Source organism: Aequorivita antarctica (assembly GCF_007997155.1).
In the GTDB taxonomy this organism is placed as follows: domain Bacteria; phylum Bacteroidota; class Bacteroidia; order Flavobacteriales; family Flavobacteriaceae; genus Aequorivita; species Aequorivita antarctica.
Genome location: NZ_VORT01000017.1, coordinates 25,174 through 50,849 on the forward strand (window position 1 = coordinate 25,174; position 25,676 = coordinate 50,849).

At 36.9% G+C, this 25,676-nt stretch carries 23 protein-coding genes and 1 rRNA gene; 19 read left to right on the top strand and 5 right to left on the bottom strand.

What is annotated here, in order from left to right; translation table 11 throughout:
• Positions 1-4 precede the first annotated feature (4 nt).
• Positions 5-718 (top strand): SAM-dependent methyltransferase, encoded by a 714-nt coding sequence (locus tag ESU54_RS16455; RefSeq protein WP_111845645.1) that lies wholly within the window; start codon positions 5-7, stop codon positions 716-718.
• A 3-nt stretch (positions 719-721) separates the two neighbouring features.
• On the opposite strand, the gene ESU54_RS16460 is transcribed toward ESU54_RS16455, so the two are convergent.
• The 4 genes from ESU54_RS16460 to dapF all read right to left on the bottom strand — a co-directional run bounded on the left by ESU54_RS16460 (position 722) and on the right by dapF (position 3,889).
• Positions 722-1,369, bottom strand: a complete 648-nt coding sequence (locus ESU54_RS16460; RefSeq protein ID WP_111845646.1) for a peptidoglycan-binding protein LysM — start codon at positions 1,367-1,369, stop codon at positions 722-724.
• 161 nt (positions 1,370-1,530) lie between these two features.
• Positions 1,531-2,574, bottom strand: coding sequence for an endolytic transglycosylase MltG (mltG, locus tag ESU54_RS16465; RefSeq protein ID WP_111845647.1), 1,044 nt, complete (start codon positions 2,572-2,574; stop codon positions 1,531-1,533).
• Between the two features lie 14 nt (positions 2,575-2,588).
• Positions 2,589-3,119 (bottom strand): GNAT family N-acetyltransferase, encoded by a 531-nt coding sequence (locus ESU54_RS16470; protein ID WP_111845666.1) that lies wholly within the window; start codon positions 3,117-3,119, stop codon positions 2,589-2,591.
• Positions 3,116-3,889, bottom strand: coding sequence for a diaminopimelate epimerase (gene dapF / locus ESU54_RS16475; protein WP_111845648.1), 774 nt, complete (start codon positions 3,887-3,889; stop codon positions 3,116-3,118). The genes ESU54_RS16470 and dapF overlap by 4 nt, the downstream gene beginning before the upstream one ends.
• Positions 3,890-4,150: 261 nt before the next feature.
• On the opposite strand from dapF, the gene ESU54_RS16480 reads away from it, so the two are divergent.
• The 18 genes from ESU54_RS16480 to ESU54_RS18130 all read left to right on the top strand — a co-directional run bounded on the left by ESU54_RS16480 (position 4,151) and on the right by ESU54_RS18130 (position 25,343).
• Complete coding sequence (locus ESU54_RS16480) at positions 4,151-5,539, top strand: trypsin-like peptidase domain-containing protein (RefSeq protein WP_111845649.1); 1,389 nt, start codon at positions 4,151-4,153, stop codon at positions 5,537-5,539.
• A gap of 137 nt (positions 5,540-5,676) precedes the next feature.
• The gene (locus ESU54_RS16485; protein ID WP_111845667.1) at positions 5,677-7,125 is read left to right on the top strand and encodes a glyceraldehyde-3-phosphate dehydrogenase; all 1,449 of its coding nucleotides are present in this window, start codon (positions 5,677-5,679) and stop codon (positions 7,123-7,125) included.
• Positions 7,126-7,224: 99 nt separating this feature from the next.
• Entirely contained in the window at positions 7,225-8,817 is a 1,593-nt protein-coding gene (locus tag ESU54_RS16490) for a cadherin repeat domain-containing protein (RefSeq protein WP_111845650.1), read from the top strand.
• A 12-nt stretch (positions 8,818-8,829) separates the two neighbouring features.
• Positions 8,830-10,245, top strand: a complete 1,416-nt coding sequence (locus tag ESU54_RS16495) for a cadherin repeat domain-containing protein (protein ID WP_111845651.1) — start codon at positions 8,830-8,832, stop codon at positions 10,243-10,245.
• 16 nt (positions 10,246-10,261) lie between these two features.
• On the top strand, positions 10,262-11,833 hold the full coding sequence (locus ESU54_RS16500; RefSeq protein ID WP_146744042.1) for a cadherin repeat domain-containing protein: 1,572 nt from the start codon (positions 10,262-10,264) through the stop codon (positions 11,831-11,833).
• Positions 11,834-11,985: 152 nt separating this feature from the next.
• A complete protein-coding gene (locus ESU54_RS16505; RefSeq protein ID WP_111845653.1) occupies positions 11,986-13,161 on the top strand; it encodes a DUF748 domain-containing protein in 1,176 nt (391 codons plus the stop codon).
• A 183-nt stretch (positions 13,162-13,344) separates the two neighbouring features.
• A complete protein-coding gene (locus ESU54_RS16510; RefSeq protein ID WP_111845654.1) occupies positions 13,345-13,839 on the top strand; it encodes a hypothetical protein in 495 nt (164 codons plus the stop codon).
• The gene (trmD, locus tag ESU54_RS16515) at positions 13,839-14,513 is read left to right on the top strand and encodes a tRNA (guanosine(37)-N1)-methyltransferase TrmD (RefSeq protein WP_111845655.1); all 675 of its coding nucleotides are present in this window, start codon (positions 13,839-13,841) and stop codon (positions 14,511-14,513) included. The genes ESU54_RS16510 and trmD overlap by 1 nt, the downstream gene beginning before the upstream one ends.
• Before the next feature lie 41 nt (positions 14,514-14,554).
• Entirely contained in the window at positions 14,555-16,354 is a 1,800-nt protein-coding gene (locus ESU54_RS16520) for a DUF885 domain-containing protein (RefSeq protein ID WP_111845656.1), read from the top strand.
• Positions 16,355-16,471: 117 nt separating this feature from the next.
• Positions 16,472-16,726: an autorepressor SdpR family transcription factor gene (locus ESU54_RS16525; protein ID WP_111845657.1), complete on the top strand. Its 255-nt coding sequence runs from the start codon at positions 16,472-16,474 to the stop codon at positions 16,724-16,726.
• A gap of 5 nt (positions 16,727-16,731) precedes the next feature.
• Entirely contained in the window at positions 16,732-17,184 is a 453-nt protein-coding gene (locus tag ESU54_RS16530) for a DUF1648 domain-containing protein (RefSeq protein ID WP_235004629.1), read from the top strand.
• Between the two features lie 9 nt (positions 17,185-17,193).
• Positions 17,194-17,382, top strand: coding sequence for an SdpI family protein (locus ESU54_RS18125; RefSeq protein WP_262510811.1), 189 nt, complete (start codon positions 17,194-17,196; stop codon positions 17,380-17,382).
• A gap of 188 nt (positions 17,383-17,570) precedes the next feature.
• Positions 17,571-17,921: a 50S ribosomal protein L19 gene (gene rplS, locus ESU54_RS16535; RefSeq protein ID WP_111845658.1), complete on the top strand. Its 351-nt coding sequence runs from the start codon at positions 17,571-17,573 to the stop codon at positions 17,919-17,921.
• Between the two features lie 903 nt (positions 17,922-18,824).
• Positions 18,825-21,053, top strand: coding sequence for an NADP-dependent isocitrate dehydrogenase (locus tag ESU54_RS16540; protein WP_111845659.1), 2,229 nt, complete (start codon positions 18,825-18,827; stop codon positions 21,051-21,053).
• Between the two features lie 55 nt (positions 21,054-21,108).
• Positions 21,109-23,478, top strand: coding sequence for a TonB-dependent receptor (locus tag ESU54_RS16545; protein WP_111845660.1), 2,370 nt, complete (start codon positions 21,109-21,111; stop codon positions 23,476-23,478).
• A gap of 4 nt (positions 23,479-23,482) precedes the next feature.
• Positions 23,483-24,280, top strand: a complete 798-nt coding sequence (locus tag ESU54_RS16550) for a DUF4249 domain-containing protein (RefSeq protein ID WP_111845661.1) — start codon at positions 23,483-23,485, stop codon at positions 24,278-24,280.
• Positions 24,281-24,310: 30 nt separating this feature from the next.
• Complete coding sequence (murQ, locus tag ESU54_RS16555; RefSeq protein ID WP_111845662.1) at positions 24,311-25,126, top strand: N-acetylmuramic acid 6-phosphate etherase; 816 nt, start codon at positions 24,311-24,313, stop codon at positions 25,124-25,126.
• On the top strand, positions 25,119-25,343 hold the full coding sequence (locus ESU54_RS18130) for a DUF6095 family protein (RefSeq protein WP_111845663.1): 225 nt from the start codon (positions 25,119-25,121) through the stop codon (positions 25,341-25,343). Before murQ ends, ESU54_RS18130 begins: the two co-directional genes overlap by 8 nt.
• 210 nt (positions 25,344-25,553) lie before the next feature.
• Here the strand turns inward: ESU54_RS18130 and rrf are convergent.
• Positions 25,554-25,662 (bottom strand): 5S ribosomal RNA (gene rrf / locus ESU54_RS16565).
• Between the last annotated feature and the right edge of the window lie 14 nt (positions 25,663-25,676).

Consider the following 25,676-nt stretch of genomic DNA (forward strand, 5'->3'; position numbering starts at 1 on the left):
ATTAATGACTTCAAAAAAAGGCGATTTATACCTAATTCCCTGTCCATTAGGTGATATACCACCGTTGGCAGTGCTTCCAATTTCAGTGAAAAAGGCGATTGAAAAAATTGATCACTACATTGTGGAGCACGAAAAGAATGCGCGTCGGTTTATAAAAAGTATTGTACCAGAAAAAGAACAAGCCACGCTGAAAATTCAAGAAATAAACAAATTCACCAAACCTGAAGAAATATACCCAATGCTCAATCCGTGTCTGGAAGGTTTTGATGTTGGAGTACTCAGCGATGCAGGTTGCCCCGGAATTGCTGATCCTGGTGCCCGTGCGGTACATTATGCACACGAACTTGGTATTAAAGTAGTTCCGTTGGTTGGTCCTTCTTCAATTTTATTGGCAATGATGGCCAGTGGCTTCAATGGTCAGAATTTTGCTTTTAATGGTTATTTGCCCATTGACAAGGGTGAGCGGAAAACAGAGCTGAAACGTTTGGAAAAAATTTCAAAAGATTTTGATCAATCACAACTCTTCATTGAAACACCTTACCGCAATAACCAAATGCTACAAAGCTTGATTGAAACCCTACACCCACAAACAAGAATTTGTGTGGCTTGCGACATCACTTTGCCTTCAGAATACATAAAAACTGCGCCAGTGAGTCTATGGAAAAAAATAAAGGTGGACCTTCATAAAAGACCCACCTTATTTATTATTCAGGGATAAGTTTTACATTACCCTTGGCTTCTTGTTTGCCACAATGTGCGAGGTGTCATAACCCGAGAACATTTTAAGATAATAACGGATTGAAGTACCATTGGCATCCTCAAAACGATTTTCTCCGGCACTTCTAAGGAATTTTTTTACATTTCCTGCACCTGCTAAATGCGCAGCGGCTAAAATTCCCGATTCGGTAACTTTCACACCACCTATGGTTTTTCCAGCATAGCGCTTAATATCTTTGCGTAGTACCCATTTGTTTAATGAGGTGTAAGCCATAAAAGCAGCTTCTTGTTGGCGAGTATCGTATAGAAAATTATCGGTATTCTTAAACCCCATCATTCTTAGGGTTGCTCGCGAAAATTGATATTTTCCCATATAACCATAATCATTCACGATATGGTAATTTCCTCTTGATTCTTTAAATCCAAGTGCTTCTTTAAATCCTACATAGGATTTCCCCAAAAACAAATAAAATCTCGGGGTCACGGGAGCCATTAATGGCATAAACTCTGCTTCCGTGGGAACGTTATAGTCTAACTCTAATCCTTCCGTGCTAAAAGTAGAAAAATCGTAGCTATCTTTTGAAATGAAACCTGTCCCTACTAGTACGGTAACAACAAGTAATACTGCAATTAGATATATTCTTTTTTTCATTAATTTTTAAAATTCGGATGTATAATTACATCTTGGTTTCAGCGCGCAAAGATAGGGCTTTTTTTAAAAATCTGATTTATAAGCTGTTAAAGTAATGTGAAAAGAAAAACGTCCCTTATTTAAAGGGGCTTTTGAAGGCATTCAGACAAATTTAAAAAAACCTACCTATTTAACCCTTGGCTATTCACCCAGCGAACATATTCCACTTTGTTTATGTTGTGCTGCGCCAAGTTTTTTGCGAATTTATGATACCCAAAGTTGGTAACATCTGCCACGAAATAGTAATAATCGTGTTTTTCGGGATTCAGCACTGCGTCTATTGAAGAAATATCAGGCATTGTAATAGGGCCTGGTGGAACACCGGCATATTTATAAGTATTGTAAGGCGAATCCAATTCCAAATCTACATAAAGCACTCTTTTAATTATTTGGTTGTAGTCGCCACTCTCGCGTTTTAAGGCATAAATAACTGTTGGATCTGCTTGAAGCAACATTCCTACTTTTAAACGGTTTATATAAACGCCCGCTACTCTTGGACGTTCATCTACTTTCGCGGTTTCTTTCTGAACAATGGCAGCCAAGGCCATAACCTCTTCTCTTGAAAGATTTAGGTTTTTTGCTTTTTGTGTTCTCGATTCGCTCCAAAACCTTTCGTATTCGGTTTTCATTCGGTCGCGGAAGGTTTCTGCTGAACTGTTCCAATAAAATTCATAAGTGTTTGGAATGTAAAGAGACAGCGCCGTTTCTTCATCCAAACCAACTTCTTTCAAAAACTGTGGATCGCGCATTGCATTTAAAAGCGAAATGCTGTCTGCCTCAATTTGATTTGAAATATGCCCAGCCAAATTTTCCAAACGTTCTTGATTGTTGAATTTTACGCTGATTGGAATATTTCTACTTCGCAGCGTGTTTACAATGTCATTATTAGTCATTCCTTTGGTAATAATGAAATGGCCCGGTTTAATATTTGAGGAATATTTCTTTTGATTCGCTATTACAAAAAACGATTCGCTATCTCTCAAAAGTGGCTCCAATTCTTCAACAACATCATCTATAGTTGCATTGCTTGGAATATAAACATGGGCTTCCTTATTATTAAAAGCAGTATTTCCAGAAAAAGCAATATTGTAAACATACCAAGCAAAAGCACCCATCCCCACGGCGCCCAGTAAAACAATAATGACCACTATTTTTTTTATATACATCTTTAAAAAAGGGATTAGGGATTAGGGATTAGTTGATAAAAATATTCGCTTTTATATTTTCCTTCGGAAAAAATCCAGTCTTTTTTTATGCCACTTCTTTCAAAACCAACTTTTTCAAAAAGTTTAATGCTTCCTTCATTTTCGTCGGTGATTCCTGCAAAAATTTGATGCACGTTCAAATGCTTAAAAGCGTAATTGCAGGTAAGTTTTAAAGCTTCCGTAGCAAAGCCTTTCCGCTTATCTTCTGCTGAAAAAATATCGATGCCCACTCCTACCCTGCTGTGCTTCGGTTCAAAATCGAAAAGATCGATAAAACCAACTTGAGTTTCGCCTTCGTTTTTACAAATTACAAGGCGCAGCTGTTTCACGTCATAAATATCGCGGTGACTGTTTTTAAGATATTGTTGTAGTATATACTTTGAATAGGGTGTTGTGGTATTACTCACCTCCCAAAGTGATTCGTAGTTTTCCAAATTATACAGAAAATCCAAATCCGAAGGTTCCAAAGCGCGTAAAAATATGTTTTCTCCTTTAAGTGTTGTCATTTCCATATTCCTTTAAAAACTTGTATTGCTGGTCCTTCCAAATATACATTTTTATAACTCGAACCAACTTTTTCAAAGCGCACTTGCAGTTGGCCACCTGGCGTTTTAAGTATCACTATGTTTTCAGAAGTTTTACCGGTTTCAAACATTGCAAGCGCAACGGCAGTCACACCGGTTCCGCAGGAAAGTGTTTCGTCTTCAACGCCACGTTCATAGGTTCTAACTGAAAAAACAGCACTGTCATTCTGTTCTACAAAATTTACGTTTGCCCCCTCTTTTCCGTAGGTTTTATTGCGAATAGTCCTCCCATTTGTAAAAACATCAAAATCCTGAAGTTTTGAAACCATTTCAACGTGATGAGGCGAACCTGTGTTTAGAAAAGTATGCTTTTCAGATACGCTTACTTTTTCAACATTATTCATTTTTAGGGAAACCCAATCTTTTTTAACTGTGGCTTCGTGCATGCCGTCCACAGCTTCAAAAGTTGTTTTTTCTGAAATGATTCCCAGAAACTTTGCAAAATGTGAAATACATCTTCCACCATTACCGCACATCGAGCTTAAGTTGCCATCACTATTGTAATACACCATTCTAAAATCTGCCGAAGGATGATTTTCTAACAAAAGCAGCCCGTCAGCCCCGACGCCAAAACGACGGTCGCAGATTTTTGCCACAAGTTCGGTATGCTTCTTCGGAAAAAATGCTTCCCGATTGTCGATTATCACGAAATCGTTGCCTGTACCTTGATATTTATAAAAAGTGAATTCCATAACAGCGCAAAGATATAAAAAGCCCCCACAGGTATCGGGAAAGTTTTCACGTTAAATACAAGTTAAAAACTGCTTTGTGGCATACTATTTTCTATCCATCATTGTTAAATTTGTGGAAGTGTTTAAATAATGTTTCTTCTAAAAAGTGTTTCCTTTCTCTGTTCTTCTCTGAACCGAAACGCTTAAAACAATTTAAAATGCAAGTCTTGAAAAAGAAAATTTTGAACAATAAATTTTTATTAATTATAAAATTCAATTAAAATGAAACAGACATTCCGTTTATTTCTGGTAGCGCTTTTTGCTGGCGCCATTACGCTTGGGGGGTACAAATTCTTCGAAAAAAAGGATTATATTTCCTTCGACCCACAACAAAATTCAAACTTTATTCCCACCAACTTTTCTGCGACAGGCGCTGAAATGAACACTGATTTTACCGAGGCCGCAGAGAAAACTGTCCACGCCGTGGTTCACGTTAAAAACACCACCGTAAGCAAACAACCTACAAATATTATGGAGTATTTTCAAGGAGGAGGACAGCCACGTGCTATGGTTGGCAGCGGTAGTGGTGTAATTATTTCGCCAGACGGTTATATTGTAACCAACAATCACGTAATCGCCAATGCTTCAAATCTTGAAGTTACATTGAATAACAATAGAACTTATACCGCAAAATTGATAGGCACAGACCCAAGCACAGATATTGCGTTAATTAAAATTGATGGTGATGATGCGTTTCCTTTTATTCCTTTTGGGGATTCAAACAATGTGAAAATTGGCGAATGGGTTTTAGCTGTCGGAAACCCTTTCAATCTAACCTCAACGGTTACTGCTGGAATTATTAGTGCCAAAGCGCGCGATTTAAACCAGTTTGACGGCAATCCGCAATCCTTCCTCCAGACCGATGCAGCAGTAAACCGTGGAAACAGCGGTGGCGCTTTGGTAAATACACGCGGTGAATTGATTGGGATTAATACAGCTATTACTTCGGAAACGGGAAGTTATGTGGGTTATTCCTTTGCCGTTCCTTCCAACAACGCTCGAAAAGTGATTGAAGATATTTTGGAATACGGAAACGTACAACGCGGAATCTTGGGAATCCAAGTGGGTAACATTAATCCACAAATTGTTGAAAAATATGGAATCAACGACACCGAAGGCGTTTTTGTGGGCGGAATTGAAAAAGGAAGTGGTGCCGATAAAGCTGGAATCAAAGAAGGCGACATCATTAAACAACTGGATGGTTATAAAGTTTCAAAATTTGCAGATCTCTCGGGTTATTTAGGATCCAAAAGACCAAATGATGTGGTTGAAGTGACAATACTTCGCGATGGAAGTGAAAGAAAAGTTCCTGTTACCCTCGTAAAGTTGGAAACTTTCTCTATTGACGACCTTGGCTTAGAGGTAAAAAACACAACAGAAGCCGAGCTAAAAGAGCGAGGTTTAGAAAATGGAGTAACCGTTACGCGCGCTTTGACGCCAGAAGTGGCACAATATAAACTGGAAGGGATTATCATCACCAAAATTAACGATGAACCCGTGAATGACATTGGCGATGTAAAACGAATTATGACACAACGCAATTATCGTTCGCCCATAAAAATGACTTTTATGGACACTGCGGGAAATATCAACTCCTTTATATTTAGATAAAACTCGATTAAATAACTTCTGAAACACCACTGAAAATCAAAACTTTCAGTGGTGTTTTTATTTTCAGTTTTTATTTCCCCAAGACGATGAAAATAAGTAATTTTGCACAAAATTTAAACCCTTTAAAATCCTTCCATATGAGTTTTGATGACGTTTATGAAAAAGAACTGTCTTTTCAAACTGACCGCCGAAAAGCTTCAGTAGAATTTATTAAAATCATTAGTGACCTTTGGTACGACAAGTCCATTGAATTGGTACTTTTCCGCAACCAACTTATCGACCGCAATGTGAGTGAAATTTTGAACCTTCACGAGTATGCTGGCGAATTCGTTCAAAAGCCAATCTCAATTTTCGACTCTGTTGAAATTGCACAGGCCATCAAAACTTTGGATCTTCCACCTGCTAAATTGGACATTGGTAAACTTACCTATGAATTCCACCTGGAAGACGATAAATATTCAAACGCTTTGGCTTTCGTTTCAGATAAATTGAAAAATGCCAAAGAAGCGAAAACAGTAGTTCCAAAAGATGTTGTGCTTTACGGTTTTGGTCGAATTGGCCGCTTACTAGCTCGCGAATTAATGACCAGAACGGGACAAGGAAACCAACTTCGTCTTCGCGCTATTGTGGTTCGCGGCAAAATGGATCAAACTGTTTTGGAAAAAAGAGCTTCTTTGCTTCAATACGACTCGGTTCACGGAAATTTCCCTGGAACTGTACGTGCCGATCTTGAAAACAGTGCTTTGATAATTAATGGAACTACGGTTCATATTATTTATGCAAACAACCCGGAAGACATTGATTATACAAAATACGGCATCGAGGATGCTTTGGTTATTGATAACACAGGTGCTTTCCGTGATGATAAAGAACTAAGCCGCCATTTAAAAGCAAAAGGTGCTGCAAAAGTATTGCTTACCGCTCCTGGAAAAGGTGTTCCAAATATCGTTCACGGTGTAAACCAAAACGAATACGATCCAAACACAGTTGATATTTTTTCAGCAGCATCTTGCACTACCAATGCTATCACTCCTATTTTAAAAGCAGTTGAAGATTCTTTCGGCGTAGTTCGTGGGCATTTGGAAACTATTCACGCATATACAAACGACCAGAATTTAGTAGATAACATGCACAGCAAATACCGTCGGGGTCGCGCTGCAGCATTGAATATGGTAATTACAGAAACTGGCGCTGGAAGTGCGGTTGCAAAAGCCTTACCGGTTTTGGCAGGCAAACTTACTTCAAACGCAATTCGTGTTCCTGTACCTAACGGTTCTTTGGTAGTTCTAAATCTTGAAGTTGCAACGCCAACTTCAAAAGATGGCATTAACGCTACTATGAAGAAATATGCTTTAGAGGGCGACTTAGTGGAGCAAATTCAATATTCAATGAATAACGAGTTGGTGTCCAGCGATATTGTTGGTTCTTGCTCTCCGGCAATTTACGACAGCAACGCTACTATAGTTACCGAAGACGGTAAAAACGTGGTGCTTTATGTGTGGTATGACAACGAATATGGCTATAGCCATCAAGTAATTCGCTTGGCTAAGTATATTGCCCAAGTTAGAAGATATACTTATTATTAGTAGAAGTAATCCTTCTTTTTTAAATCAAAAAAATCCTGTTGTTTTGCCAACAGGATTTTTTGTTTATATTTGGCATCTCCCCTTTTTTAACATTTTCTTATGAAATTTTCAATCAATCAGTTTAACCTTAGGGTTTTATTTGTTTTTACAGCCATTCTATTAAATTCCTGCTCCAAAGACAGCGATGACCCAACTCCACAAGAAACAACCATAACTGTTTCAACCGCTGACTTTGCAAAAACGATGGATGAAAATCCAACAAGCGGTCAAGTTATTGGTACTGTTCTGGGAAGCACCAGTGAAGGAAGTGTTACTTTTTCAATAATTGAACAAACTCCATCGGGAGCATTCTCTATTGATGCAGCTTCCGGAGAATTGAAAGTTGCCGATGAAACACTTTTTGATTTTGAAACCAATCCCACAATTACTGGAACTGTGAAAGTGGCGAATGGAAGTATTTTTAAAAATGCCTTAGTAACTATTAATTTGGATGACGTTAATGAGGAAAATATATTTACTGGTAGTGTTCGATTATTTACACAAACGGAAGTAGAAACCTTTGGAAGCAATAATTATACTGCAATAACAGGAACTTTACTTATAGGAAGCTTAGATAATTTAAATAGCCAAATTACAGATTTAAGCTCTTTGAATACGCTTAAAAGTATTGGTGGCCAATTAAATATTATTCAGAATGAAAGGCTCGCAGTGCTTACAGGATTACAAAATATTCATACAGTAACTAATGACGTAAATATTGCTTACAATAGAGGTATCCATAACTTGGAATCATTGAATGGTCTTACAACACTTCATCGCCAATTGACAATAACCGAAAATTTATTATTGGAAAATTTTAATGGATTGCAAAATCTTATAGAAATAGATAAAGATTTACGTATTTGGGACAATCCGGCATTAAAAAATATTGATGCACTTACTAATTTAATTTCAGTAGGCGACAAGATAGCTATTAGCGGTAATGATCTATTGCAAAATATCAATGGGCTTCAAGGTTTAACTTCCATTGAAGGAGATCTCGAAATTACTTCCAATAATGCAATGTTAAATATTGAAGGGCTTCAAAATATTGAAACCATAAATGGTATTTCCGTGAAGATTTCAGGTAATGACGCTCTTGTAAATTTAAATGGCTTAAATAATATTTCCACTCTTTTCTCATTAACAATTGATGATAATAGTTCATTGGAAAACGTTGATGGACTTTCAAATCTTCACAATTTAAAGGGCTTATCCATTACCAACAATCCCTTAATCACAAATATTGAGGCGGTCAGCAATATCACTTCCTTTGAGTCAGGGGTGTCAATTAGCCACAATGAGTCTCTGCCTAATATAAATGGATTACGAAATGTTCTCTCTGTAGGGGGAACTAGATTGGAAATTTCCTACAATAATTCATTAGAAAATTTAGATGGATTACAATCCCTTCAAAATGTTGGCGGTACTTTATATATAATTAAAAACCCATTATTGAGCAATATGGATAGTTTGGAAAATCTACAAACAGTAGGATACAAATTGTATATTTGGAGCAATGATGCCCTAACAAACCTTTGTGGGTTACGCCCTTTACTTCTAAACAATGGGTTGGGAGATGAATACCAGGTTTTTGCAAACGCCTTCAACCCAACAAAACAAGATATTATAGACGGCAATTGCAGTCTATAAAAAACTAAACTCATGAATAGATTATTATCTTTAAAACTATTAGTAATTATCATCCTAACATTTGTTTCCTGTTCAAAAGACAGTGATGAACCTGAACCGGCTGAAACATCCGTGACAACTTCAGATTTTTCAACAACAATGGATGAAAATCCAACCAATGGGCAGGTTATTGGGGCTGTCCAAGGAAGCACTAACCAAGGCTCTATTTCCTTTTCATTAATCGAGCAATTTCCTGAGGGGGCTTTTTCCATTGACCCTTCCACTGGAGAACTGAAAGTTGCAGATGAAACCCTTTTTAATTTTGAGGTAAATCCTACAATAATTGGAACGGTTAAAGTGGCCCAAGGAACTCTCTTTAAAATGGCTTCTGTAATTATAAATTTGAACAATTTAGAAGAAGACAGGTTATATGAAGGTGATATAATTTTGACAACCCAAAACGAAGTTATTGCATTCGGAAACACTGGATATACGCATATAACAGGAAGCTTACTAATTGGAACATCCTATTATGATGACATTGTGGATTTATCACCCTTATTAAATGTTGAGAAAGTTGAGAATACTTTATCCATTAACAATTGTTCCAATCTAATTACTACTGCAGGGCTGCGGAATATCTCTTATGTAGGGTCAGGATTGGTTGTGTATGATAATCCTGTATTAAAAAAAATCACAGATTTGCAAAATTTGGCTTTTTTAGAAGGTGTATTATTTATTTCAGGGAATTTATCTTTAAATGAAATTAGCAGTTTTGATCAATTAACAGAAATTAAAGGAAATTTCCAACTATATGATAGTAGTATTAAAAACTTAGACGCCTTTGTAAATTTAAATTCAATAGAAGGATTTCTCACAATATATAACAACATATATCTCAATAATATAAATGGTCTTGCGAGCCTTAGCGCGGTAGGGGATCATATTAACATAAGTTATAATTATTACTTGACCGATTTAGATGGGCTTTCTAATTTGACAACCACTCTTGTAGGATTAGAAATTTATAATAATTCATCCCTTGAAAACATAAATGGTTTGCACAACATTGAAACCACTGACAGACTTTTCATTACTTCTAATTATTCTTTGAAAAATATAGAGGGTCTTTCGAGCACTAAAAATGTAAATAGATTAAAAATTACCCAAAACAATTCACTCTTGAACCTACAAGGGCTTAATAATCTTACTGTTATTGGTGAGGACGGATTGTATATTGAAGGCAATAATAAGTTAACAAATTTGAATGGACTTAACGGGATTAACAATATTCAGGGGGAGTTATCAATTTCTGAAAATTTCCTTTTAAGAGATTTTTGCATTTTACAGGATTTTCTTACCAACGGAAGTCTGGGTTCCTATTCGGTTTTCGGCAATTTCTATAACCCAACAATGCAAGAAATTATAGATGGAAACTGCAACATATAACACAAAAAAATACAAGATGAAACCACAGATAATTAAATTAATACCCGTAATTTCTCTTTTGTCTTTCATTACTTTACTTTCTTGTTCAAAAGACAATGATGACCCCGTTTCAATACAAACAACTATTTCGGCATATGATTTTTCCCAAGTCATAGATGAAGGTATTCCGGCTGGTTATGAAATTGGCACATTGCAGGCAAGTACTAATCAAGGATCTTTATCCTTTTCGCTTACTAACCAAAATCCGGAAGGAGCGTTATCCATAGATGCAGCCACAGGGAAACTTAAAGTGGCAAACCCAAGTCTGTTTGATTATGAAAGCCATCCTGTAATCTCTGGATCGGCATTAGTTACCAATGAAGCTATTAGTGAAAACATTAATATAACAATTACTTTAAATGATATAAACGAAGACAATGTTTACATAGGAACCATCAATTTGAGAAGTCAAACTGAGGTCGACGCTTTTGGGGCAAACAATTATACTCACATAAGTGAAACCTTAAATATTGGAAAGTATCTTGATAACCAAATTTCTGACATTGATGATCTTTCACCCCTTTCTTCACTAACATCTATTGGTCGTAATTTAATTGTGGGATTAAACCCAAACCTACAAAATCTTCAAGGGCTGGATAATGTTTCGCAGATTAGGGGGCAAATTGTTATAGTACAGAACGAGTCCCTTACCACTATACAAAGCCTTAGCAAAGCCAGTGGTCTCTTTCTTTCTGTGTCGATTTTCGAAAATGATAATCTACAGAATCTCGACGGGTTGGAAAAGCTTGAAAAATTAATTGATTTAAATATCGTTGATAATGCATCGCTAAAAAACATCAATGGCCTTTCCAATGTTAACCGAACTAACGCCATCTATGTTTCCAATAATCCTCAGTTAACCACTTTAACAGGGTTGCAGAACCTTCTAAAAGCAGATGGCGGAATTACCATTAGTGACAATTCCGCTTTAGTAAATATTGATGATCTTTCAAATCTTATAATATTAGGAGACCATTTAAGCATAGTTGAAAACAGTTCATTATCAAACATTAATGGCATAGAAAACGTCATGATGTGGCCAGAAAATATTAGTATTCGAAACAACATTTCCCTTCAAAGTATTTCAGGATTAACAAGGATTAATAATGCAAAGAGTATAAGTATATTGGAAAACCCTGCTTTATATAGTCTTGAAGGCTTAGAAAACTTGACCACAGCATCTAAGATATCAATTAATGATAATGAAAGTCTCCAAAATCTAAATCAATTGAACAACCTTAAATCTGTTGGGGAATTAAAATTGGATGGTAATGAAAATCTGAACAACCTAGATGGCCTTTCAAATTTGGAATCAGTAATCCAAAACATTAGGATAAAAAATAATAATGCCATTACAAATTTGAACGGTTTGCAAAACCTCATTCTTATAGGAGAGAATCTATATATTGAAAATAATTCCTTACTTACCAATTTTTGTAGTCTTCAGCAGATGCTTTTAAGAAATGGGTTAGCTGGTAATTATAATGTATCCAACAACGCCTACAACCCAACAAAACAAGACATCATAGATGGCAACTGCAGTCTTTAAAAACTAAAAGACCATAATTTCTCTGCGTCCTTTGCGCCTCTGTGGTATACTTTCTCCGCAATGTCGCACAGGACGCTGTGTTTTTTATGACTTTATTAACTGAAAATTTCCCCACTTTCCATCAAATTTGTTAAAATTTTTTATAACAGAAAATGTCAGAAATCAAGAAAAAAAGAGGTTTCAAAAAGAAACGCTATACCTTTCCTATTATAATTTTAATTCTACTAATTGCATTTCGCCTCTATCTTCCAACCTTAGTTAAAAATTACGTAAACAAAGTATTGGCAGACATTCCCGGCTATTATGGTCAGGTTGAAGATGTAGATATTTCGCTCATTCGCGGCGCTTATGTTATTAACGGTATGTACCTAAACAAAGGAACGGCAGAGTCACAAGTTCCATTTTTGAACTTTCCTAAAAGCGACATCTCTATTGAGTGGAAATCACTTTTCAAAGGAAAGATTGTGAGTGAAATAATAATGACCAGCCCAGAGGTTATTTATGTTTTTGAAGACCAAAAAGAAGAAAGTGGTGATGCTAATGCTGATGATTGGACTAAAGCGCTCACTGATATCGTTCCCATAGACATTAACCATTTTGAAATCCACGATGGTAAATTGGCCTTCGTTCAACTTTCCGCAGACCCAAATATAGATTTACAGATAGACAAGCTTGAACTCACCGCAGATAACTTACGCAATGTAGTTGAAAAAGAACGTATCCTCCCCTCACCCATTCGCGCCAGTGGCGTTTCTATTGGGAAAGGAAAAGTTTCCTTGGAAGGTTATATGAACTTGGTAAAAGAAATACCTGATATGGATCTTTCTTTTTCGTTGGAAGATGCAGATGTAACGGCCTTAAATGATTTCACAAACTATTATGCCGGTCTAGATTTTGACAAAGGTACATTTGGGGTTTACAGTGAAATTGCCATTGCAGACGGCCATTTGGTGGGCTATGTAAAACCACTTTTGAAAGACACCACATTAATAGGAAAAGGCGATAGTTTTCTAGATGTTATATGGGAAGGATTTGTAGGTTTTTTCAAGTTTGTTCTGAAAAACCAAGGCACCGATACTTTGGCCACCAAAGTTCCTTTTGAGGGAGACTTAAACGATGTTAAGACAGGTGTTTGGCCAACTGTTTTAAATATTTTTGAAAATGCTTGGATCCAAGCTTTTAAAGGCGAAGTGGATAATGATATTAACTATAAGGATGCTTTTAAAGAAGGTGAAATTACACGCGAACAAAAGCGTGAGCTTCGCAAAAAAGAACGAGAAGAAAGACGGGCAGCGCAAAAAAAGGAGCGCGAAGCTAAGAAAGGTTAATGTTTAAATTATTTCTTTATGAAATGCCCACTAACAATATTACAAACCAACCGAAGGTGAATAATCCCGCTCAAACTCTTTATGAAAAATTAGTTTGAAAAAAAGATATAGACTTAAATCATTATAGTTGGGAAGTGTAATTTGTGCCAATAAGCGTATTTTTACATTTTAAATTTCAATATAATGGATCATCTTACCAAACTTGAAGAACTACTGAATCAAGCAAACAACGATATAAAAAATGGTGCTTTTGACGAAGCTACAAACAAGCTCGAAAAAATAATCGATATGGACCCAAACTTCGGGAAAGCCTATAACCACTTAGCATATCTGTATGAAGTAAAGTTCAAGGAATTTGAAAAAGGTGAAACCCTTTATAAGCTTTGCTTGGAAAAAAGCCCAATGTACCCACCGGTTTATTACAACTATACCGTATTACTTTCTACTTTAGGAAAATATGAGGAATTAAAAGAATTACTAGACACGGCTATCAATATTCCGGGTATCACCAAATCCACCATTTATAACGAATATGCCATTATGTTCGAACAACAGGGCAAATTGGAACAAGCTATTGAACACTACAAAAAATGTGCTTTGGATACCTTGGACCAAAGCGTTTTGGAACGCGCAAAAGGCTCCATTGACCGTTGTAATATGAAAAAAGAACTGCTATAATGCGAATTGACATAATTACCGTAGTGCCTGAGTTGCTTCAAAGTCCGTTTGAAGTTTCCATCTTAAAACGCGCCATTGAAAAAGGAATTGTAGAAGTGCACACCCACAACCTTCGCGATTGGTCTACAAATTCTTATAATCAGATAGACGATTACCAATTTGGCGGTGGCGCGGGTATGGTTATGATGATTGAACCTATCGATAAATGTATTACTGAATTGAAGGCCAAAAGGGATTATGACGAAATAATCTATATGACGCCCGATGGTAAAACCTTCAATCAACATACCGCCAACGAGCTTTCACTAAAAGAAAACATTATCATCCTTTGCGGGCATTACAAAGGCGTGGACCAACGCGTACGCGATCATTTCATTACTCGTGAAATTTCAGTAGGAGATTTTGTTTTAAGCGGTGGTGAACTTGCGGCGGCCCTCGTATGTGATGCAGTAATCCGCCTTATCCCTGGGGTTTTAGGCAATGAAACAAGTGCGTTGACAGATTCGTTTCAGGACGATTTATTAGCACCACCCGTTTATACACGACCCGCAGATTATAAAGGTTGGACCGTACCTGAAATCCTCACAAGCGGAAATACAGGAAAAATTGAAGAATGGCGGGAAGACCAAGCATATAAACGCACTAAGGAACGTAGGCCGGATTTGTTGGAGTAAATCGCCACAAAGTAAAAAAAACAACTAAAACCAATATAATAATGAAAACCAATCAAATTTTAACGATGCTGCTTGCGGTAGTTCTTTTCACTGCTTGCAAAAACGAATCAAAGGAAAAAGAGAATTCTAAAACCGACAATACCGTGAGTACAGATTTTAACAAAATGCTCAATACCTATTACGAAGAAGGTTTAAAGCTAAATCCACTGAACGCAACATTTTCGGGAGATACACGCTATAATGATAGCTTCCCGAATTTCCTTTCAGATGAATACAGTACTCAATTAAAAAATTATTACACAAATTATAAGGAAGAAGCTTCAGGGTTTGAGGATAGCGATTTAAGCGAAACCGAAAAAATGAGCAAAGACATTCTGTTGTGGGAATGCAACATCAATCTGGAAATACTTACTTTCAAAAACAGTACGTATTTTCCTATTGATCAAATGTGGTCAGTGAATTTAATGATGGGTCAATTGGCTAGCGGAAGCAGTGCGCAACCTTTCAAAACGGCTGAAGATTACAACAACTGGCTAAAACGTTTGGACGGATATGTAGTTTGGTTAAACGCTGCCGAAAGCAGGATGAAGGAAGGAATGGCGGCAGGTTATGTACTTCCAAAATCGTTGATAGTAAAAATTGTTCCACAGTTGAAAGCGATGACAGAACCAAATTTGGATCAAAACCTGTTCTTTTCGCCAGTAAAAAACTTTCCCGATACCTTTTCTGATCTAGAAAAACAGGAATTTACGAAAGCGTATTCAAAAATGGTTTCTGAAAAAGTGATTCCTGCCTACCAAAGTCTTCACGATTTTATGGCTGGTGATTATTTAAAAGCAGGAAGAACAACCACCGGAATTGCAGATACACCCAATGGCGAAGCATATTACAAACACCAAATAAAACAATACACAACAACTGAAATGACCGCCGATGAGATTCATCAATTGGGTTTAAGCGAAGTGGCGCGTATTTCCTCGGAAATGGAAAAGGTAAAAGAACAGATTGGTTTTAAAGGTGATTTGAAAGCATTCTTCAATTTTGTACGCACCAATAAAGAGTTGATGCCGTACAAAGAACCGCAACAAATCATCGATCATTTTTATGCAATTTATGATACAATGAAACCAAAACTTGAAGTGCTTTTCGATAAAAAACCGAAAACAGCTTTTGAGGTAAAACAGACTGAAAAATTCCGCGAAAGTTCAGCAAGTGCCGAGTACAACCCCGGTAGTTTGGACGGCACGCGTCCAGGAATTTTCTATGTTCCCATTCCAAATGCTTCGGAATATAATGTTTACAGTGATGAATCTTTATTTTTGCACGAAGCAATCCCTGGCCACCATTATCAAATTTCGCTAACACAGGAAAATGATGAATTGCCAATGTTCCGTAAAACGCTTTTCTACAGTGGTTACGGCGAAGGTTGGGCACTTTATAGCGAATCTTTAGGAAAAGAACTTGGTCTTTATACAGACCCATATCAATACTTCGGAATGCTAGGCGCTGAAATGCACCGTGCCGTACGCTTGGTTGTTGATACTGGAATGCACTCCAAAGGATGGAGCCGTGAGCAAGCCATTAAGTATTGTCTAGAAAACGAAGCCGAACCAGAAGCAGGAATCATTTCAGAAATAGAAAGGTATATGGCAAACCCCGGACAAGCATTGGCATATAAAATAGGACAGTTAAAGATTTTGGAACTTCGCCACAAAGCAGAAAAAGAGCTAGGCGACAAATTCAAAATTGGCGAATTCCACAATCAAGTTTTGGAAACAGGTTGCGTTCCTTTGGAATTGCTTGACAAAAAGATTAATAAATGGATTTCTGAAACAAAATAGATAACACAAGACTATAAATCAATGTAGGCGCACGATTAATCGTGCGCCTATTTTTTTTTAAAAGGATTGCGTATTTAAAAAGTTATTTAGATATTTGCCTAAATAACTAAACAAATTGTGAAAGATATATTCAAAGCTCTCAACGATGATACCCGAAGGGAAATACTGGAACTTTTGAAAAAAGAAGATTTAACGGCAGGTGAAATAGCGGAAAATTTCAGTATTTCAAAACCAAGTATATCCCACCATTTGGACATTCTACAAAGGGCAGATTTGATTTCCGGCGAAAAAAAAGGACAATTCATTCACTATTCAATAAATACCACAATTCTGAACGATGTTTTTACCTGGCTACTAACCCTCAAAAAATAAACATTATGAAATTCAATTTAAAAAAAGAGCTGCCTCTACTCCTGCTTTCCACCTTACCAGCTGTATTTCTAGCTTTTATTTGGAATACCTTACCCGCAAAAGTACCGCTACACTGGGGGATTGATGGAGAAGTAAACCGTTACGGCAGCAAGATGGAATTATTACTTATTGGTATAATTCCTATAATTCTATATGCCTTGTTTTTATTGGTTCCGTTGATTGATCCAAAAAAACGGATTCCAGCCATGGGGAATAAATTCTACACCATTAGACTGATTACCGCTGTATTTATTGCAGTACTTTTCACATTTATTATTTATTCCGTGAAAGAAGAATCCTTGGCCAACCCGAACTATCTGTTTATTATAATAGGAGCATTCTTCGTTTTAATGGGGAATTATTTCAAAACAATAAAACCAAACTATTTTGTAGGAATTAGAACACCAAGGACTTTGTAAAACGAGACTATTTGGAAAAGCACACACAAACTCGCCGGCAAATTATGGGTAGCCGGGGGCTTGGTGATAATTTTTTCCTGTTTTATTTTTAATGAACAGACAGCGCTTACCGTATTTTTTATAATTACAGCAATTATAACATTCATACCAGTTGGGTATTCCTATTTGCAGTTTAAAAAAAATCCAGAAACAGTATAATTTTTTCAGAGTAATAATTTAAAAAACAAAACAACTTTCAACTATTGTCGGCTTCAACTTTAGTTACTTAAATTTCAAAAATAAGCTTTGCGTGATAACTTAATTTGCTTACTTTTGCACCCACTTAATTCAACCTCTGGCGAAAACCGCGAACGTTGTTTTATTTTAATCCTTATCAAATTAACAAAATGGAAGAGTTAATTAAATTTGTACAAGACGAATTTGTTACAAAAAAAGAATTTCCTGAATTCGGAGCTGGTGATACTATTACTGTATACTACGAAATCCGTGAAGGCGAAAAAACAAGAACCCAGTTCTTTAGAGGAGTTGTAATCCAAGTTAAAGGAACAGGTATTACCAAGACTTTTACAATTCGAAAAATGAGTGGTACTGTTGGTGTGGAGCGTATTTTCCCACTAAATATGCCAGCGCTTCAAAAAATTGAGATCAACAAAAAAGGTAGTGTGCGTAGAGCTCGTATCTATTACTTTAGAGGTCTTACCGGGAAAAAAGCCCGTATCAAAGAAAAACGTTCATAGTTCATTCTTTGTTGAAAACCCTCAAAGGCCCTGTTTTTACAGGGCTTTTTTTATGAACAATTGTTGATAAACGATGTTCGTAAACTGTGGATTTTTAATGGGTTACAAATTCTTGCATATTGAATTTTGTGTTCTATATTAGCAGTATCAAAATGGTCTAATAGCCAAATTGATAAACTAAAGTAACGTTCTTTTACACTATTTTTTCCTAATTGTTGACGACGCTAACGCTCTTATGAATGTTAGTCTCTAGATTTTGAAAAGATAAAAAGAAAACACTTTATAGGCTTTTTTTAATTGCTTGAGGCACTCAAAATCTTTAGATTATTAGTGCTGAGATTGGAAAAAGTTTTGGGTCAGCTTTTGAAAATGCTATCAACCTCACGGAAGATGGAAATTACAAAAACGAAACCCGTGTAAGTAAACAACGACCGCAAGGGTATAATAAACTTGCCTAGAATACACCCTCGGGCTGATTGGTTGGTAAAAGTTTACTTTACAAGGAGCCATATCACAATGTATTTATACAGTGATATGGCTTTTCTTGTTTTAACCTATTTTATTATATACATCTTGCAAATATTCTATAAAGCTATTTTAGGACGGATCAAAGGAACATATTAGCCCTATTTAACCCACAGATACTTCATAGTTAAAGTATGAATAGAGTATAAATAGAGTATGAACATTACATATTTAACCTTGACCTAACCCCACTGGAAAAATGATAAGATTATACTTATGTTTCTAAACAAAATAAATTGCAAATTCAATTGGGGATGACTGAAAAGTTGGCATAATTAAGCCCCTTATTCGCTTTTAAAAGCCCTGTCAAATCGCTATATTTGCTTTCCTTAAAATTTAAAAAAGAAAGTCAACCATTATTTTCAAAAAAACATTTCAATGACAAAATCTTCCAAAATTATATACACCAAAACCGATGAGGCACCGGCTTTGGCAACCCATTCATTTTTACCTATTGTAAAAGCTTTCACTAAACCCGCAAATATAAAACTGGAAAGTCGAGATATTTCACTCGCCGCCAGAATCTTGGCCGTTTTTCCTGAATTTCTAAAAGAAAACCAGCGCGTAAAAGATGATTTGGCTGAACTTGGCGAACTAGCAAAAACCCCGGAAGCAAATATTATTAAGTTACCAAATATAAGTGCCTCTGTACCGCAATTGAACGAAGCTATTGCCGAACTTCAAGCGAAAGACTTCAATATTCCCGATTATCCTGAATCAGCTACCACTTCCGAAGAAAAAGAAATTAAAGCAAAATACGACAAAATAAAAGGAAGTGCTGTAAACCCTATTCTTCGCGAAGGAAACAGCGACCGTCGCGCCCCTAAAGCAGTAAAAAATTACGCAAAAAAGCATCCGCACAGTATGGGTGCCTGGAGCAGCGATAGCAAAAGCCACGTGGCCACAATGCAGCACGGCGATTTCTTTCACAATGAAAAATCCATTACGCTGGCTTCTGATGATACTCTTAATATTGTTTTAGTTGAAAACAACGGAAACAAAACGGTTTTAAAAGAGAATTTAAAAGTGTTGAAAGGTGAAATCATCGATGCAACGGTTATGAGTAAAAGAGCGTTGGTTTCTTTTTTGGAAGCACAAGTGAAAGACGCCAAAGAAAAGAAAGTGTTATTTTCAGTGCATTTGAAAGCTACGATGATGAAGGTGAGCGATCCAATTATTTTCGGATACGTAGTCAAGGTTTATTTTGAAGATTTGTTCAAAAAATATGCTGATACATTCAAAAAATTAGGCGTTGATGCCAACAACGGCTTGGGTGATTTGGAAAATAAACTTTCCGAATTGAACGAATATGAAAGAGATGCAATTCTTCAAGACATTAAAAAAATAATGGCCGAAAACGCAGATTTGGCAATGGTAAACAGCGATAAAGGCATTACCAACCTTCACGTCCCAAGCGATGTGATTGTGGATGCCTCAATGCCGGCGATGATTCGAAATTCAGGGAAAATGTGGGGTGCCGACGGAAAAAGCCACGATACCAAAGCGGTAATCCCTGACAGTAGTTACGCAGGCATATACGATACCACAATTGAATTTTGCAAAAAACACGGGGCTTTTGACCCCACAACTATGGGAACCGTTCCAAACGTAGGTTTGATGGCACAAAAAGCAGAAGAATACGGAAGTCATGACAAAACTTTTGAAATTTCTGCAGATGGAAAAGTTCAGGTTCTAAATGCTTCTGGAAAAGTAATCTTAGAACACAATGTTGAAAAAGGTGACATTTGGCGTATGTGCCAAGCAAAGGATTTACCTATTCAGGATTGGGTAAAACTAGCTGTGGAACGCGCCCGTGCATCAGGAAATCCCACCATTTTTTGGTTGGATGAAAACCGTGCGCACGATGCGGAACTTATCAAAAAAGTAAACAAATACCTTTTAAATCACAATACCGAAGGTTTGGATATCAAAATCCTTTCCCCAGAAAAAGCTACTGAATATACGTTGGAACGTGTAAAAGCTGGAAAGGACACCATTTCAGTAACAGGAAATGTGCTTCGTGATTATTTGACGGACCTCTTCCCTATTTTGGAATTGGGCACGAGTGCGAAAATGCTTTCCATCGTTCCATTAATGAACGGCGGCGGTCTTTTTGAAACCGGAGCTGGAGGCTCTGCACCCAAACACGTTGAACAATTTTTAGAAGAAAATCATCTACGCTGGGATTCTTTGGGTGAATTTTTAGCACTTACTGTTTCTTTGGAACATTTGGGAACTAAATACAACAACCCAAAAGCCATTGTTTTAGCAGATGCTTTGGATGAAGCAACAGAAAAATATCTCGACAACTCCAAATCGCCTTCGCGAAAAGTGAACGAAATTGACAATCGCGGAAGCCATTTTTATTTGGCAATGTATTGGGCAGAAGCACTTTCAAAACAGGGTAAAGATGAAGATTTGAAAAAAATATTTACACCAATTGCAAAAGAGTTGAAGGATAACGAAGCTAAAATTAATAGCGAGTTGATAGGTGTGCAAGGCCATTCGGTAAATATTGGTGGGTATTACGAACCGACCGAGAAATTAGTTCACGAAGCAATGCGACCCAGCAAAACTTTTAATGAAATACTGACGGAAATAAAATAAGAACCAAAACGTTTTAAAACCTTCAGTCTTACTGAAGGTTTTTTTATACATAAGCATGAAGCACTTAAAAAAAATACTCACTTTCTTTCTTTTCTTCGGAAGCATTGTAATCTTTGCACAGGAAAAATTCACCATAAGCGGGACTATTTCCGAAGCGGATTCGGGGGAAACTCTTTTTGGCGTTAACGTTATAATTCCTTCGCTTCAGACGGGAACAGTCACCAATCAGTATGGTTATTATTCCATCACCCTTCCGAAAGGCGACTACGAAATTTACTATAGCAGCATCGGTTTTGCAACCCAAAAAATTGAAATTTCCCTTTCTGAAAATATAAAAAAGGATTTGGCCCTTGCTACCGATACCGAAAGCTTGGATGAAGTAATTATTGAAACCGATGTTGAAAAGCTCAACATCCGTAGTTCGCAGATGAGTACCAATACACTTTCCACGGGTACCATTAAAAAAATCCCAGTCGTTTTGGGCGAAGTGGATGTTATTAAAGCTATTACCTTACTTCCTGGGGTTACTAGTGCAGGTGAAGGCGCCAGTGGTTTTAATGTACGCGGTGGTGCGGCTGACCAAAACTTGATTTTGTTGGATGAGGCTACGCTGTATAATTCTTCGCATCTATTTGGTTTCTTTTCAGTTTTCAATCCGGACGCTATTAAAGATTTGACACTATACAAAGGAGGAATTCCGGCACGTTATGGCGGAAGAATTTCTTCGGTTTTAGACATATATCAAAAAGACGGAAACAAGCGGGAATATCATGCCAGCGGCGGCATTGGTTTGGTGGCGAGCCGTCTGCTTTTGGAAGGTCCAATTAAAAAAGATACCGCCTCATTTCTCGTTGGTGGCAGAAGTAGTTACGCACATTTATTCCTTCCGTTATTTGACAATGACAACGTTGCATATTTTTATGATTTGAACGCAAAAGTGAGCTACAATCTTAACAAGAACAACCGTCTTTTTCTGTCTGGTTACTTTGGAAGGGATGTTTTTGAGATATCGGATAGCTTCGCGAATAGCTTCGGAAACACAACGTTGAACCTACGTTGGAACCATCTTTATTCTGATAAACTGTTTTCAAATCTATCACTTATTTATTCAGATTACTACTACGGTTTGGAGCTGAAATTTGTTGAATTTGATTTTGACAGCGGCATTCGCAATTTTAATCTGAAGTATGATTTCACTCATTACATTTCAAATAACGTCGATTTACGTTATGGTATCAATAGTATTTATTACAAATTCAATCCTGGAGATGTAACACCAACTACTGAAGATTCTGGGATTAATCCTTTTAAATTAACCGATAAGTACGCTTGGGAAAACGCAGTTTATTTAGAAGCAGAAATAGATTTTTCTGATAAAATATCAGTTCAGGCCGGACTCCGCCTATCAACTTTTAACCGTTTGGGACAGGATGAATTATTTTTATATGAAAATGACAACCCAATAGTTTACAATCCAAGTTTAGACATTTATCAAAAAGCGAAGCCAATCGATACCATTTCATTTAGCCGAAGCGAGACAATTAAATCCTTCGCCCATTTGGAACCGCGGTTTTCGATTTCTTATTTACTAACAGATGATTCTTCCTTAAAAGCCAGTTACAACCGCATGGCACAATACATTCATTTAATAAGCAACACTACATCGCCTACGCCTTTCGATATTTATGCGCCCAGTGGAAAATATATTGAACCACAATTGGCAGATCAAGTAGCATTTGGTTATTTCAGAAATTTTAAAAATTATTCTTTGGAAGTGGAAACCTTTTACAAAGAAGTTAAAAACCGTCTGGATTACATAGATGATGCAGATTTAATAGCCAATGACGCCGTGGAACAAATTCTTTTAAACGGCGAAGCGAGAGCTTACGGGCTAGAAGTCCTTTTCAGAAAAAACACAGGAAAATTCCAAGGCTGGCTTGCTTATACGCTTTCAAAAAGCGAGCAACGCACACCAGGAAGAACACCAATTGAAAGTGGAATAAATAATGGCGAATGGTACAATTCGCCTTGGGATAAAACACACGATATTTCAATTACTGGACAGTACGAGCTTTCCCAAAAATGGTCATTTGGAGCAAATCTCATTTTTCAAACCGGTACACCAACTACCTATCCTGAAGGACAATATGAATATAATGGCGTGGTAGTACCTGTCTATGAAGCTCGAAATAGCAGCCGTCTTTCTGCATTCCACCGTTTGGATCTTTCTGCAACTTGGACTCCTAAACCTGAAAGTAAAAAACGTTGGAAAGGCGAATGGGTTTTCAGTATTTACAACGTTTATAACCGTAAAAATGCTGCTTCTATCAGTTTCAGAGAAAATACAGATATCGGTCAAAATGAAGCCGTTCAACTTTCAATTTTCGGGATAATTCCTTCCGTAACCTATAATTTTAAATTTTAAGAATATGAAGAAGCTATTTTTATTGGTGATTTTATTCGGAATTTTTTCTTCCTGTGAAGACGTGATTGATGTTGAACTTAATGACGCTCCACCAAGACTCGTTGTAGAAGCAAACCTTAACATTTGGGAGGATGGCAGTACGAGTTCGGCAGTTCGATTAACAACTACAGCTCCTTTTTTTAACAATAACGTTCCTTATGTTACTGATGCAAATATCACCGTTACAGACGAAAATGGCCTAATTTATACTTTCAATTATACCCAAGACGGCGTTTATGTGTCACTCATGTCGCTTCAATTAAATGTAGATTATACATTGAACATAGAATATAAAGATGAAACCTACACTGCTACGGAAACGCTTTACACTGTTTCTCCACTAGAATTTGTTGAGCAGCGCGATGATGGGGGTTTTTCAGGAGAAGATATTGAACTAAAAGTATTTTTTACAGACCCAGCTGATGATAAAAACTTTTACTTTTTTGAAGGACTCTCAGAAAGAGGAGATGAGTTAGATGTTTATAATGACGAATTTTTTAACGGTAATACCATTTTTGGTTATTATTTGGTTGAAGATTTAGCTCCCGGAGACGAAGTGCAATTCAATATTTATGGCGTGAGTGAAGCATATTACAACTTTATGTTTATCCTTTTGCAACAAACAGGTGGCGGTGGTGGTCCATTTGAAACACAACCCGCCACCGTCCGCGGAAATATTATAAATGAAACAACGCCTACTAATTATCCGTTGGGATATTTCAGGATTTCGGAAGTTTCTACCCTTAATTACACTGTTCAATAAATCATTTATTTCAAAATCGTAACTTTGATTATGCCTTTTATAAAAACGACTGAATCGGATTCAAAATACAATCATTTGGAAAAAATGAGCGTTTCTGAATTGCTTCGAAACATCAATAACGAAGATAAAACCGTTGCGTTTTCAGTTGAAAAAGCACTTCCACAGATAGAAAAACTTACCGAAAAAGTTGTTGAGAAACTAAACACTGGTGGAAGGCTCTTCTATATTGGCGCAGGAACCAGCGGCCGTTTGGGAATTGTGGACGCAAGTGAATGTCCACCTACCTTTGGCGTTCCGCATGATTTAGTTGTTGGATTGATAGCTGGCGGCGACACCGCCATCCGCAAGGCAGTAGAATTTGCTGAAGATTCGGAAAATCAAGGTTGGAAAGATCTCAAAAAACAAAATATTTCAGAAAAAGATATTGTTATTGGCATTGCGGCTTCGGGTACTACACCCTACGTAATTGGAGCGTTAAAGAAGTGTAATGGAAAAAATATTCCTACGGGATGTATAACTTGCAATGAAGGAAGTCCTTTGGCCCTAACTGCACAGTTTCCGATAGTGGTTATTGTTGGGCCTGAATTCATAACAGGAAGCTCGCGCATGAAAGCTGGTACAGCCCAAAAGCTGGTTCTTAACATGATTTCGTCTACAGCTATGATCCAACTTGGAAGAGTAAAAGGAAACAAAATGGTAGATATGCAATTGAGTAACAACAAGCTTGTTGATCGTGGTGTAAGAATGATTATGACCGAATTGAATATTTCAGAAAAAGAAGCACAAGCGCTTTTGGAAACACATAAAAATGTTCGGAACGCAATAAACAATTTTCAAAATGGGTAAAGAGCACACAGATTTCGATTTATTGAAAAAAGGCCTTAAGTTTATGGCTTTTGCATTGCCTTTACTTTTTTTAAGCCCTTATTTATTAACCTTATCTTTTCTAAATAAAGAAACATTTATGTTTTTCGTGTTCCTTTTCTTCGGAATAGTTGCTGGTGCCGGCGCAATTTATCTTTGTTTTAAAGGGATAAACACTATTATGAAATCTATTTTTTAATAGTATCTACTCCTGAAAAAAATAGTTGGGTCCTATCCAGAAAACATCCTGTTTTCCTCCTTTCTAAAATGAGCTAAATTATATAGCCCTGCAAGGCTTTTCAAAGCATCATAACCTTCATTCAATCATAGCGATATAACCTAGAATGATAATTGGGTTTCGGTTTATCCCATAAAAAAAGCCCCTTCACAAAAGTGAAGGGGCTTTAAAGGAAGGCGGCGACCTACTCTCCCACAGGATGCAGTACCATCGGCGCAAACGGGCTTAACTTCTCTGTTCGGAAAGGTAAGAGGTGAGCCCCGTCGCTATAACCACCTTAGTTTTAGCAATCGG

Coding starts and splice junctions, on each gene's coding strand:
- ESU54_RS16480 (WP_111845649.1), top strand. CDS start 4,151: ATGAAACAGACATTCCGTTTATTTCTGGTAGCGCTTTTTGCTGGCGCC.
- ESU54_RS16455 (WP_111845645.1), top strand. CDS start 5: ATGACTTCAAAAAAAGGCGATTTATACCTAATTCCCTGTCCATTAGGT.
- ESU54_RS16530 (WP_235004629.1), top strand. CDS start 16,732: ATGAAATTCAATTTAAAAAAAGAGCTGCCTCTACTCCTGCTTTCCACC.
- ESU54_RS16520 (WP_111845656.1), top strand. CDS start 14,555: ATGAAAACCAATCAAATTTTAACGATGCTGCTTGCGGTAGTTCTTTTC.
- ESU54_RS18130 (WP_111845663.1), top strand. CDS start 25,119: ATGGGTAAAGAGCACACAGATTTCGATTTATTGAAAAAAGGCCTTAAG.
- ESU54_RS16540 (WP_111845659.1), top strand. CDS start 18,825: ATGACAAAATCTTCCAAAATTATATACACCAAAACCGATGAGGCACCG.
- ESU54_RS16485 (WP_111845667.1), top strand. CDS start 5,677: ATGAGTTTTGATGACGTTTATGAAAAAGAACTGTCTTTTCAAACTGAC.
- mltG (WP_111845647.1), bottom strand. CDS start 2,574: ATGTATATAAAAAAAATAGTGGTCATTATTGTTTTACTGGGCGCCGTG.
- ESU54_RS16545 (WP_111845660.1), top strand. CDS start 21,109: ATGAAGCACTTAAAAAAAATACTCACTTTCTTTCTTTTCTTCGGAAGC.
- rplS (WP_111845658.1), top strand. CDS start 17,571: ATGGAAGAGTTAATTAAATTTGTACAAGACGAATTTGTTACAAAAAAA.
- ESU54_RS16500 (WP_146744042.1), top strand. CDS start 10,262: ATGAAACCACAGATAATTAAATTAATACCCGTAATTTCTCTTTTGTCT.
- ESU54_RS16495 (WP_111845651.1), top strand. CDS start 8,830: ATGAATAGATTATTATCTTTAAAACTATTAGTAATTATCATCCTAACA.
- ESU54_RS16505 (WP_111845653.1), top strand. CDS start 11,986: ATGTCAGAAATCAAGAAAAAAAGAGGTTTCAAAAAGAAACGCTATACC.
- ESU54_RS16460 (WP_111845646.1), bottom strand. CDS start 1,369: ATGAAAAAAAGAATATATCTAATTGCAGTATTACTTGTTGTTACCGTA.
- trmD (WP_111845655.1), top strand. CDS start 13,839: ATGCGAATTGACATAATTACCGTAGTGCCTGAGTTGCTTCAAAGTCCG.
- ESU54_RS16470 (WP_111845666.1), bottom strand. CDS start 3,119: ATGACAACACTTAAAGGAGAAAACATATTTTTACGCGCTTTGGAACCT.
- dapF (WP_111845648.1), bottom strand. CDS start 3,889: ATGGAATTCACTTTTTATAAATATCAAGGTACAGGCAACGATTTCGTG.
- ESU54_RS16510 (WP_111845654.1), top strand. CDS start 13,345: ATGGATCATCTTACCAAACTTGAAGAACTACTGAATCAAGCAAACAAC.
- ESU54_RS16490 (WP_111845650.1), top strand. CDS start 7,225: ATGAAATTTTCAATCAATCAGTTTAACCTTAGGGTTTTATTTGTTTTT.
- ESU54_RS16550 (WP_111845661.1), top strand. CDS start 23,483: ATGAAGAAGCTATTTTTATTGGTGATTTTATTCGGAATTTTTTCTTCC.
- murQ (WP_111845662.1), top strand. CDS start 24,311: ATGCCTTTTATAAAAACGACTGAATCGGATTCAAAATACAATCATTTG.